The sequence below is a fragment of the Amphritea opalescens genome, assembly GCF_003957515.1.
Lineage (GTDB): Bacteria > Pseudomonadota > Gammaproteobacteria > Pseudomonadales > Balneatricaceae > Amphritea > Amphritea opalescens.
Genome location: NZ_RQXW01000002.1, coordinates 231,276 through 244,207, shown reverse-complemented (window position 1 = coordinate 244,207; position 12,932 = coordinate 231,276). Strand labels below are relative to the sequence as shown.

General features: G+C 49.4%; 9 protein-coding genes. All 9 read right to left on the bottom strand.

Annotated features, from left to right (window positions below):
* Nucleotides 1-2 precede the first annotated feature (2 nt).
* Nucleotides 3-4,457 carry a glutamate synthase large subunit gene (gene gltB, locus EH243_RS03325; protein ID WP_126157217.1) on the bottom strand — a complete coding sequence of 1,485 codons (4,455 nt, stop codon included), beginning with the start codon at nt 4,455-4,457 and terminating at the stop codon, nt 3-5.
* 174 nt (nt 4,458-4,631) lie between these two features.
* Entirely contained in the window at nt 4,632-6,311 is a 1,680-nt protein-coding gene (locus tag EH243_RS03320; protein ID WP_126157216.1) for an AAA family ATPase, read from the bottom strand.
* 12 nt (nt 6,312-6,323) lie between these two features.
* Nucleotides 6,324-7,400, bottom strand: a complete 1,077-nt coding sequence (gene aroB, locus EH243_RS03315) for a 3-dehydroquinate synthase (protein ID WP_126157215.1) — start codon at nt 7,398-7,400, stop codon at nt 6,324-6,326.
* 14 nt (nt 7,401-7,414) lie between these two features.
* Nucleotides 7,415-7,933: a shikimate kinase AroK gene (gene aroK / locus EH243_RS03310; RefSeq protein WP_277600696.1), complete on the bottom strand. Its 519-nt coding sequence runs from the start codon at nt 7,931-7,933 to the stop codon at nt 7,415-7,417.
* A 10-nt stretch (nt 7,934-7,943) separates the two neighbouring features.
* Nucleotides 7,944-10,046, bottom strand: coding sequence for a type IV pilus secretin PilQ (locus tag EH243_RS03305; protein WP_241234978.1), 2,103 nt, complete (start codon nt 10,044-10,046; stop codon nt 7,944-7,946).
* 20 nt (nt 10,047-10,066) lie between these two features.
* Nucleotides 10,067-10,615, bottom strand: coding sequence for a pilus assembly protein PilP (locus EH243_RS03300; RefSeq protein ID WP_126157213.1), 549 nt, complete (start codon nt 10,613-10,615; stop codon nt 10,067-10,069).
* Nucleotides 10,599-11,201 (bottom strand): type IV pilus inner membrane component PilO, encoded by a 603-nt coding sequence (locus EH243_RS03295; protein ID WP_126157212.1) that lies wholly within the window; start codon nt 11,199-11,201, stop codon nt 10,599-10,601. Before EH243_RS03295 ends, EH243_RS03300 begins: the two co-directional genes overlap by 17 nt.
* A gap of 2 nt (nt 11,202-11,203) precedes the next feature.
* On the bottom strand, nt 11,204-11,752 hold the full coding sequence (locus tag EH243_RS03290; RefSeq protein ID WP_126157211.1) for a PilN domain-containing protein: 549 nt from the start codon (nt 11,750-11,752) through the stop codon (nt 11,204-11,206).
* Between the two features lie 5 nt (nt 11,753-11,757).
* Entirely contained in the window at nt 11,758-12,816 is a 1,059-nt protein-coding gene (pilM, locus tag EH243_RS03285) for a type IV pilus assembly protein PilM (protein ID WP_126157210.1), read from the bottom strand.
* Between the last annotated feature and the right edge of the window lie 116 nt (nt 12,817-12,932).

Below are 12,932 nucleotides of genomic sequence, written 5' to 3'. Positions count from 1 at the left end.
CATCACTCCGGACGAGAGCGCATATCAGTCAGCAGCTCTCCCAGACTGGCGGCTTTTGGCTTAACCAACCAGAAACGACCGATGTAGTCATCGAAGTTTTCAATCATCTGCAAGCCCCACTGGCTACCGGTTTCTTGAGCGAAACCAATAATGACCGAGCGCAGATGGTTTTTGTACTCTTCCATGTGCTGTGGCGCGACCCGATGGATATCCACCAGCTCATGGTTGTACTTATCAACAAAGGTGTTATCCATATCCAGTACATAAGCGAAGCCACCGGTCATACCTGCACCGAAGTTGTAACCCGTTTGACCCAGCACCGTAATCAGACCGCCAGTCATGTATTCACAACAGTGATCACCCGCACCTTCGATAACCGCATGACAGCCGGAGTTACGCACCGCAAAACGCTCGCCAGCACTACCCGCGGCATACAATTTACCGCCGGTTGCCCCATAGAGACAGGTATTACCAATAATCGCTGTTTCGTTGCTGGCAAAGGTCACTTCATCTGGCTGACTGATAACAATCTTACCGCCCGCCATGCCTTTACCGACATAGTCGTTGGCATCACCTTTCAGATACAACTCTTGCCCGCCGGCATTCCAGACACCAAAGCTCTGGCCCGCATGACCGGTAAAGTTGAAACGTATCGGGGCGTCAGACATGCCCAGATTACCGTGCACCCGAGCGATAGCGCCTGACGTACGGGCACCGACCGAACGGTCACAGTTAGTAATCAACAGATCATACTCACCGCCGGACTTGTCACTGATAGCCTGCTCAACCAGCGCGAGCATCTTGCTATTCAAAGCGCCGGTATCATAAGGATCGTTATGCTCAACCTGACAGGTTTGCGGATATTCAGCCGGAATGCCTGCATCCGAAATCAGCGGTGACAGATCTAGCTTGCCATGCTTCACGGTTGTTCCTTCCAGCAGCTCTAGCAGATCGACCCGACCGACTAACTCCTCCAAAGAACGAACACCCACTGACGCCATCCACTGACGGGTCTCTTCAGCCACAAAACGGAAATAGTTTTTCACCATCTCAACGGTACCACGGTAATGTTTATCCCGTAGCTCTTCGTTTTGCGTCGCAACACCGGTCGCACAGTTATTCAAATGACAGATACGTAGGTACTTACAACCCACTGCAACCATCGGCATGGTACCGAAACCAAAGCTCTCAGCACCAAGAATCGCGGCCTTAACAACATCCAAACCGGTTTTTAAACCACCGTCTGTTTGCAGGCGGATCTTGCCACGCAAATGGTTACCGCGCAGAGATTGATGCGCATCGGCCAGACCCAGCTCCCAAGGGGAACCGGCATAGTGAACCGAGGTCAGCGGACTCGCCGCCGTACCACCGTCGTAACCCGAAATGGTAATCAGATCGGCATACGCCTTGGCTACACCACAGGCAATGGTGCCAACACCTGGACGAGAAACCAGCTTCACCGAAACCAACCCTTCTGGGTTAACCTGCTTCAGATCGAAAATCAGCTGCGCCAAATCCTCAATGGAGTAGATATCATGATGCGGCGGTGGAGAAATCAGCGTCACGCCCGGCACTGAATAACGCAGCCGTGCAATCAACTCATTTACTTTACCACCCGGCAGCTGTCCACCTTCGCCCGGCTTAGCACCCTGAGCGACCTTAATCTGCATGACATCGGCATTGATCAGGTATTCTGGCGTAACACCGAAGCGGCCAGACGCCACTTGTTTAATCTTAGAACGTCGATTGGTGCCGTGGCGAGCAGGATCTTCACCCCCTTCACCGGAGTTAGAACGACCGCCTAACTCATTCATCGCCATCGCCAAACATTCATGGGCTTCAGGCGACAATGCACCGAGGGACATAGCTGCAGAGTCGAAACGTTTAAACAGGTTTTCAACCGGCTCCACTTCACTCAGTGGAATCGACTTAACATCTTTTCTCAAACCTAATAAATCACGAAGTGTCGCCACTCCACGCTTATTCACCAGATCGGCATAGGTCTGATAATCAGCACTATCACCGCTACGAACCGCCGTATGGATAGACCGCACCACATCGGGGTTATAGGCATGATATTCACCGCCATGCACGTATTTCAGCAAGCCGCCCTGCTGAATTTTCTTACGGGCAACCCAGGCTTCATTGGCAAGCGCCTGCTGATCTTTCTGGAAATCGCTAAAGTCGGCACCTTCAATGCGGCTAGCAACACCTGAGAAACATAGATCAACCACATCCGAACTAACACCCACCGCTTCAAACAGTTGGGCACCACGATAGGATGCAACCGTCGAGATCCCCATCTTCGATAGGATCTTCATCAGGCCTTTCTTGATACCTTTACGATAGTTTTCGTGACTATCGAGCCAGTTCATCTGCATCTCACCGGTGGCACATAGATCGGTCAAGACACGATACGCAAGATATGGGTAAACCGCCGTCGCACCAAAACCAAACAGCACAGCAAAGTGATGAGGGTCGCGAACCGTACCGGTTTCCACCAGGATATTCGCATCAGCCCGCAAGCCCGCATTGATCAGACGGTGATGCACGGCCCCTGTCGCCATCGCTGCATGGACCGGTAACCGACCCTCCGCAATCGCGAAATCAGACAGAATAATAATCACCTTACCTGAACGCACTAGGGCCTCAGCTTGATCCGCAACCGATTCAATCGCCGCTTTAAGATCCATCTCAGCTGGGTCGTAGTTCAGGTCGACCTGCGCAACACCAAATCCGTCAACGGTATTGTTTTTCAACCGCAGAAACTTACTCGCGGATAACACTGGCGTGGTCAAAATAACCCGACGCGCATGTTCTGGGGTTTCTTCAAAGACGTTACGTTCGGCACCGATACAGGTTTCCAGTGACATAACGATCGCTTCACGCAGCGGATCGATCGGTGGATTAGTTACCTGTGCAAACTGCTGACGGAAATAGTCATAAACCGAGCGAACTTTAGATGACAATACCGCCATTGGCTTATCGTCACCCATTGAACCAACCGCTTCCATGCCAGTTTCACCTAACGGCCGCAGGATCTGATCCCGCTCTTCGTAGGTCACCTGGAACATCTTCATGTGGGCTTTAACCGCTTCCGGGGTCATCTCACAAAAAGACTTCGACTCTTCAGTCAGGTTCATGGTTTGTTCGAGTGGCAGTGCATTCTCACGCATCCACTTCTTATAAGGCTGAGCCTTTTTCAGGCGCTCATCGACATCTGCGGTATGTAACACTTCACCTGTTTGAGTATCGATAGAGAGAATCTGCCCCGGACCAACACGGCCCTGAGAGACAACATCCTCAGGTTTGTAGTCAAAGACACCGATCTCAGAAGCGGTACAGATCAGACCATCATTGGTCATCACCCAACGGGATGGGCGCAGGCCGTTACGGTCCAACATACACACCGCGAAACGGCCATCGGTCATTACCATACCGGCGGGGCCATCCCAAGGTTCCATATGCATGGAGTTGTAATCATAGAATGCCCGTAGTTCGGCATCCATGGTATCCATATTCTGCCAAGCAGGTGGCACAATCATCCGCGCAGCACGATACAGGTTCATGCCACCGACCATCAGGAATTCCAGCATATTATCCATGCTGGAAGAGTCGGAACCGGTGGTATTAACAATCGGCTGCAACTCATCAACATGCGGCAGCATATCAGTCGCAAATTTGCTTGAACGCGCCCGGGACCAGTTACGGTTCCCTTCGATAGTATTGATCTCACCGTTGTGAGCCAACAATCGGAACGGCTGAGCCAACGGCCAACGGGGCGCCGTATTTGTCGAAAAGCGCTGATGATAAGTACAGATAGCGGTTTCTAGACGCTCGTCACTCAGATCTTGATAGAACACCGGCAGATCCACCGGCATGGTCAGTCCTTTATAGGAAATAACCTTATCCGAGAGACTACAGATATAGAAATCGCTATCGGCACTCAGGGCGATCTCGCTTTTGCGCCGCGCCGTATAAAGACTGACCGCGAATTCACGCTCTGCTTTATCGGTAGTGACAAAAACCTGTTCAATCTGAGGCAGCGTATCTTTTGCAATCGGGCCCAAACAGGTAGGATCCGTCGGCACTACACGCCAGCCAGCAACCGTCAGCCCCTGCGCCGCCAGTTGATTATTTAATACTTCCCGTGCAGCCGCCGCTAGGGCTGGCTCTTGTGACAAGAAAATCATACCAACGGCATAACTTTCCCCTAGTTCAACCCCAAGGTCACTCTTTGCAGCAGCACGCAGAAACGTATCCGGCTTCTGCATCAGTAATCCACAGCCATCTCCGGTTTTGCCGTCAGCCGCAATCCCACCACGGTGGGTCATACACGCAAGCGCTTCAATCGCCTTCAACAATACGTTGTGGCTTGGTTCACCTTGCATGTGGGCCATTAGGCCAAAACCACAGTTGTCTTTGAACTCACCAGGGCGATACAGACCAATGCTCATAAACGAATCCCACCAAAAAGTTCTTAATTATCAATATATTGCATCCGCTAAATTCCAGCTACAGATGTAAATGCAGGGAAAAAGGGACAGGTATTTTACACAGCGAGGGTAGGAAGGACAAATTATAAGCAAGACAGATGATATTTTTGTTTGTCACCGCTAGACAAAAAAAACCTATTTTCTGGTCGCGATATCCGCCTGAATCCCCTGAATAGTCCTCGCCCAAGGCTTCAGCTTAGTCAGCGCTGAAGGGAGTGCGGTCGCAGCCGCATGTGCGGCATTACGATCTTTATACTGCCCATAGACTACCACAAACCAAGGTTTGTTTTTGTAACGGGTCTGAAACATATAAAACTTTTGCGGCTCGGCTTGAGCCTGAATAAACTGTTCGGCACTGCTACGCTTGCCCGCACCTAGCATCTGCAAGGTGTATCCCGTAGCAGGCCATTTGAGTAATGTCTGCTCCGCCTCAGACAACGCAGGAGCAGCAACAACCGTAGGTTTAGCTACAGGGGCCACCTTAGCAGGCTTAGAGACGACAACTGCTGGCTTAGGAACTGGTGCCGGTTTTACTGGTTTTACTACCTTAGGCGCTACTGGGGCAGCCTGAGCTACCGGCTGAGACTCAACCTTTGCAGGCGGTGTCGGCGGGATAACGGGCTGCGGCGCAGCTGCTGGCGTTTGAGTTTGCTGCGCGACAGGGTTAGATGAGGTATCCGAGGAGGCATTCATACCTGGCTGACTATCAACCTTAACCGCGATGTCTATTGGCGCTGCAGTAACGGGCTTAGCATCCGGTTGTGACATCTCTGCTTGCATATCTAACGGCACACCCGGTTGAATATCGGTACTTGGCACAGCAGCAGGAATAGTCGACTGCGGTTCATTATAAACAAGAGGCGCTTCGAGCACCGGCACCGGCTCATCTGTTTGAGCGATCACCGCACCCGCTTCGATAGGCACCTGAATCTCAACCTGAGTACGCGTCGTACCCACATCACTCTCAGGCCAATACTGCCATAAACTACCTAACAACACGGCCAGCAGCACAACAGCAATACTGACAAAGTGAACTCGAGTAAGGGCTGTGGGTGCGGTGGCTTTCGGCACGCTACCGGAACGAAACAACTGCTCGACTTGCCGATTAAGTCCGCCAGGATAGCCTCCCGCAGCGGCATAAACTGCCTGCAATTGCTTCTCGCTGAGGGATGCCGCAGCACTGTATCGCTGTAATAAATAGCTACGCGCTTCGGTAAAGGTGAACGGTTCTAACTGCAGTTGATGCACCTGAGCATCTAACAGATCATACTCATCAAATGCCTGTAGCTTCGCAGGAAAGTTATCCCCCGCGGCTAACAAGAGATGCGGTTTGACCGGCAAACCCTGCGCCTCACTCAACATCTGCAGCAGTAACTTAATAGCGGCCTGTTCCAGCTCATCCGCATTATCAATGATGATAACCCATTGGATATGCTCTGCCGCCATCACTTGGGCGAAGCTGTAAATAGCGTTAAGCATTCCCTGATTATCAGCCTGAGTATCCAGCTCAGGGCTGAGCTGCTCACTCAAGGCCACCAATAACCCGTTCAGGCTCGGTGTTTGACGACCATCGACAGCACAAAGCCGCAACGTACGATCACTCGGCGCCGCCTGCAACTGTCGAATCAATACGGTTTTACCCGATCCAGCCGGACCGGTTAGCAATAATAGAAAATCACTAAAACGGCTTAGATGCTCAAGTTTTTCCAGCATCTGAAGTCGAGAAGATGGCTCATAAAAGAAATCTTTACGCTGCTCTGCTTGCGCAAATGCATCCGCGAGCGAATCAACGCCATTACCTTTCAGATCAGCCACCGAAACGTCCTCTTAAGCAGTGAAATGGGTTAACGTTTGCTGCAACAGCTGCGGATCAAACTGATCAGTGACCACCGCATGACCTAACTCTTGCAGCAAAACCAGGCGCAACTGCCCATCAATCACTTTTTTATCCACTGCCATCAGCGTCATAAACTCATCCGCCGTCATGCCTTGCGGCGCTTCAACGGGAAGATTAGCGGCCTGCATAATCCGCACAACACGCTGAACATCTGCTGTGCTTATCCAACCTAAGCGCGCGGAAAGATCGGCGGCCATTACAGTGCCTGCGGCAACCGCTTCACCATGCAACCAATTGCCATAGCCTTGGCAGGATTCAATCGCATGACCAAAGGTATGACCTAAATTCAGCAGCGCACGAACGCCAGACTCTTTTTCATCCTGCGCCACCACTTCCGCTTTCAACTCACAGGAACGATAGATGGCGTGACTTAATAATGCGGTATCTCGGCCGACCAAGCCGGACATATTCTCTTCGAGCCAATCCAGAAACGGTTTATCATAGACCAGACCATATTTGATCACTTCCGCGAGTCCAGCCGACAGCTCACGATCAGGCAGTGTAGCTAATACATCAACACTGGCGAGCACCACCTGCGGCTGATGAAAAGCACCGATCATATTCTTACCTAACGGGTGATTAACGCCGGTTTTACCACCGACAGAAGAATCTACCTGAGAGAGCAAGGTGGTCGGTATCTGGATGAAATTAACACCCCGCTGATAACAGGCCGCCGCGAAGCCCGTCATATCACCGACAACCCCACCGCCTAATGCAATTAAAGTGGTGGTACGATTATGCCGACACTCGAGCAACCGGTCATATACCGCACTCAATTGCCCCAATGTTTTGTACTGTTCACCGTCCGGCAGAATCACTTCATCCACCTGCACCGACGGCAAAGCAGACTTCAACGGATCAAGATAAAGCGGCGCGACGGTTTCATTACTGACAATCAGCACCTGATTACCCTTGATATAGGGCGTTAGGTGCTCAGCGCGAAACAGGTCGGTACCAATAAAAATAGGGTATGAGCGATCAGCAAGATCTACATTTAACGTTTGCATGGGGGAGCTTATCTCTATTTGATAATTTGCTGTGCACGAAGCTCCGCCATTATATCAGTAACCACTGCTTTCGGGTTACGACGTTCCGTATCCACCACCACATCCGCCACCTGAAGATAAAGAGGGTGCCGCTGCTCCATCAACGTATTGAGCACCGTTTCAGGGTCTGGAGTTTGCAATAATGGTCGGTTTTTATCCCGCGCAGTCCGCTCTAGCTGTTGCGCTACCGATGCCTGCAGGTAAACCACGGTTCCTCGCCCTTGCAAATTCGAGCGATTCTCGGCACGTAATACGGCCCCGCCACCGGTCGCCAGCACCATACCATCCTCAGCACTGAGCTGATCAATAATTTTTGCTTCCCGATCGCGGAAACCTTCCTCACCTTCAACGTCGAAGATCCAAGGAATATCAGCTCCCGCCAACTCTTCAATCACTTTATCGGAATCAACAAATCTCAGCTTTAACTCGTGAGAAAGAAGACGCCCTATAGTGCTTTTTCCAGCACCCATAGGGCCAATTAGAAATATATTCAATACTACAACCTTACTGAGATGACAGAGATTCTTTTATCAATTTAGGTGTGATGAAAATAAGTAACTCAGCCTTTTTATTCGACGTCGACTTATTTCGGAAAAGCGCCCCTAGTACTGGAATATCACCAAGTAGAGGCGTTTTATTAACGGTGTTCTGCGTTTCATTTTCAAACACCCCGCCTAATACAACGGTTTGCCCATCGGCCACCACAACCGATGTTTCCAATAGGTTTTTAACGATACTGATCTCACCGTTTGATAGGGTTTCACCGATCGAATCTTTCTTGATCACCAGATCCATCGCAATCCGATCACCAGGGTTAATTCGCGGCGTCACTTCCAAGGATAACACGACATCTTTAAATTCAGTGTCGGTATTACCATCATCATCGGTGGTGACATAAGGTATTTCACTACCCGACTCAATCAGCGCCACCTTACCGTTGGTTGTTACAACCTTCGGTTGAGAGATAACTTCAATGCGGCCATCAGATTCCAACGCAGACAGTTCAAGTTGCAAAAGCGCACTATTCGTTGCCAAACCTACGGCTACAGAGGCAGGCGATGTGGCATTAGCACCGAGGTCAACCATCAAACCACTAGGAACCCCCCCACCTATTGGGTTGGACACACCAGAGAGAGAACTACCAATGGAAAGCCCATTACCATTATCTATATTATCATCGTTATACCCTAGGCCCCACTTAACCCCAAGATCCTTCGATACCGTGGTATTCGCGGTCACCAAACGTGCTTCAATTAACACCTGAGCAACCTCGGTATCAAAACGTCGCAGCGTTGAACGAATCTCTTCCATACGGTTAGCGGTTTCGCGCACCATCAAGACATTGGTTTCATCATCCGCCAGTATAAGCCCGCGTTCAGAGACCAACTTCGCTTCATTCAAGCGAGAAACCATGTCGGACGCTTTACGAAAATCGACTTGGATAAACTCAGTACGCAGCGGTGATAGCTCCTCCACCTGCCTACTGCTTTCCATTTCAACCCGTTCGCGTTCAGAGATCTCTTCTGCGGTACCGATCAACAGCACATTACCCATTTCGCGCTTATCAAGCTTATTGGTATTCAAAATAAGATCTAATGCTTGATCCCAAGGAACATTTTTTAATCTCAGAGTGATATTACCGCCGACCTGCTCACTGACCACCAAGTTCATTTCGGCCACTTCCGCTAGGATTTGCAATACAGAGCGCACTTCAACATTCTGAAAATCTAAATCGATACGTTCGCCACTGTATGGAAAACGCTCCTCTTCGATGCGATCCTGTTCCTTCTGAGTAATGGGTTTAAGGTCGATAAACAACTGATTGTTAGTCTGGTACACCATATAGTCATAGGGCTCAGCCGATGGCTTAATCAGAATCGAGACATTCTCACCGGTCGCCATAGAATCAATAAACATGACAGGTGTAGCAAAATCCTGCACATCAATCCGATTTTGCATACTGGCAGAAAGATCAACGCCTAACAGATTGACGACAACATTATTACCTTCTTCAATCACATCGACACCGGCACGGTCATCGGTGAGGGATACGACCACTCGACCAGCACCGTCTGCAGTTCGTTCGAAATCAACCCCACTGACACGGGTTTTATCAGACAGAACAGGCTGAGCCTTAGAGTCGACCGACACCTCCTGGCTTACATTAGCCGTTTCTTGCTTGGCCATCCCACGATCGCCCACGGTTAGGAACAGGCTATTACCGTCGGTTCGTGTTTCAAACGCCGAGACTTCAAATAGATCAACAACGACCCTCAAGCGGCCAGCGACTTGTGCAAAATTAATTTTATTAACATTGCCATTTTCAACACTCAATACACGGCTATCTTGAGCATTTTCAACACCCCACATATCCAGAACAACCCGAGCTGGGCTGTTAGTCATATATGATTTGGGCAGCGTGGGAGGTACATCAAAATCAAAACGTATTTCCAGTTTATTATCCGGAAGCGCAACAAAGGACGATTCCATTAGTTTTGCATCCGCCGCCATCACATTGAAAGCTAGCATCCACAACCCGATGACCATTCCCGCCATCTTAGCGAGAGCGGAGCACGTCAGCTTACCCGCCTGAATATTCTTATTCACTGTATTCACCATCATCGTCATCAATCCATCACCACGCTACGAGGGCGTCGCATCCAACCACCCCGGCCGTTTGTAACAATCTCAACCAGTTCGACATTATCGCTGTTAACAGCAACAACTTTGCCGTAATCCAGCCCCATATAATCACCGACAGACACCCTGTGCACCTCTCCCTGTTTGTCCTTGATGAGCGCCCAGCGAGAGCCGGTCGCACTCATATTGATGCTGCCAACCATGGCAAGATTATCCAGCGAAAATGTTTCAAGATAAGATCTTTCACGGTCAAGATCCGGCTTAATGCCCGTATTCCCTTCATCGGCAACACCCTCTTCGGTATCGACGGTAATGATTGAAACGAGCGGTTTAAACGGGCTACGCATACTCGCCCCTTCATAGACAAAGCTATGATAGGCCGTAAACTCAGGTAGCGGCTCAACCTTTATCACTTTCTTCTGCTTTTCCTGCGCAATAAAGCTACGCAGATCACTGACATCCTCAATCCAGACGCAACCGCCAAGAAACAAGGGAGCTAGAATCAAAACACGCAAAAATTTACTTGGTATCATCATAACGATAAGTCTTTGCACTAATTGTCATATCCAGTCGGCCTCCAGCAGGACTTATACTGTAGTCATGTAGTGTCACAATCCTAGGAATTGCGGCAACGCCACTGACAAACTGCCCCATCTGGTGATAAGTACCACTCACTTTGATATTAATTGGCAGCTCAATAAAAATCTCATTTCGTTTCTCACCACCCAATGATATGGACTGAATATCCAAACCACTGGAGCGACCAATCTCAGTAATATCTTCTAATAGGCCAGGCACTTCTTTCTCGGTCGGAAGCTGTTTCAGCAACTCGGCGAAACGGCCCTGCACATCCTTCATCTGCTCACGAAGCTGATCTAAACTCGCCACCTGAGTCGTTTTGATGGATATCTGCTGTTTCAAACCTGATTCCTGACTCACCTCTCGCCCTAAGCTTTTCTCTTTATCGGTAATGTAGAAATAGAAACCAGCCCCTACCACCAGCGAGAACACGAGAAGGTAAGCAATCACTTTAACCCCAACCGGCCAACTTCCTGCCGTATTGAGATCAAGGTTATCTGCATCAAACCCCTTAAAACTGTTTTTCAGTGCATCCATTGACATAATCAGTTCACCTCTTCCAGCGAGGGCTTCAACACAGGAACACTCAGATTGAATTTTTTCATGCCATCAGCATTGGCAACCGTGGAAAGATTAGGCTCACCAAACCAGATGCTGGCATAGATATGCCGCATAAGGTTAGACACATCATCACTTTTCTCAGCAAGGCCAGACAAACTAATCGTATCACCGCTTCGTTTCAGCGACTGGTAGTACACCCCATCGGGCAATACCTTAACCATTTCATCAAAACTACGCACAATCAAAGGACGCGTTCCCTGCAGCTCTTGGATAGCGTTCAAACGATCGATCAAACGGGTTCGCTGTGTTTTTAACGCTTTAATATCGGCCAACTGTTTATCTAACTGACCGATCTCTTGACGTAAAAAATTATTCCGTGTTTTCTGTCGATCGGTTTGCATATCGATATAAAAACCGATTAGGAACACCACAACAGCGGCCAAGAATGCAGCAGCGACCAGATTGACAATGAACTGTTTCTGCCTTTCGGCAGCCAGCTCTTCGCGCCAGGCCCTTAAGTTAATCTTTGCCATAGTCGCTACCCTTCAAAACTTCGTAACGCAAGGCCGCATGCTTTTACCAGGGTAGGTGCATCCTGATTGAGCCGACCTGCATTTATTTTCGAATCCAAATCCATTCCTGCAAACGGATTAGCAACCTCAACCTCAACCCCAATTTCGTTCTGCATCTGCTCGGCCAAACCTTCAATAGCAGCCGTGCCTCCCAGTATATAGAGTTTGCTTAACTCGTTATGCGGGCCTGAAGAGTAGAAAAACTGCAATGAGCGAGATACCTGTTGCGATACAGTACTACGGAACGGCAACACAACATTTTGTTTCAATTCATCTGATAGTTCACCGGTACGCAGCAGATGTTCCACTTCGCCAGCTTCCAGCCCTGATTGCTGATGAATGAGATTACTGAGGTCGTTGCCACCAAACGCCTGCTCCCGGTCATAAACGATTTTACCGTTTTTAAATACATTGAGCGTCAACGTTGATGCACCGATATCAACAAAACCGACCAAACGATCCTCTTGATCCCCTTTTTCTAGCAGCGACACCACCCGCTCGGTGGCAAAGCGGTCGACATCAACCACTTCACACTTCAAACCACTGCTATTGATCGCATCTTCGCGTATTTCAACATCATCGCGACGACATGCGACAAGAAGAATATCATTGAGCTCTGGGCTGTCTTCCGCTGGCCCCAGCACTTCAAAGTCCAACGCAATTTCATTAAGAGGGTAGGGAATAAAACGATCCGCTTCGAGTTTGACCTGTTCTTCAAGCTCAAAATCAGTGAAAGCATTACTTAACTGAATCGTTTTAGTAATTACTGCCGAGGAAGGCACCGCAGCCACACAGGTCGAAAGACCTCCGCCGCAGATTTTGATACCCGCTTCGATCGCTTCTGCCACCTGAGCGGCATCCTGAATACTACTCTCAATAACGGCAGATGCCGGCAAGGGCACAATCGCATAGGAGTCGAGACGCAGTCCCTTACCTCGCCTTGAAAGTGCCACCATTTTTATTGAAGAGGAGCCGATATCTATGCCGACCCATCCTTTTTCCTGTTTGCTAAGAAAGCTAAGCACAGTAAATTATCCTTAAAAAATCCCGCATAAACCGACCTACACTGACTCTAGCGCGGTTTCATTGAAAATTAAACCACTGTTTTGCTAGTGGACAACACTTTCTTACAGATATAATA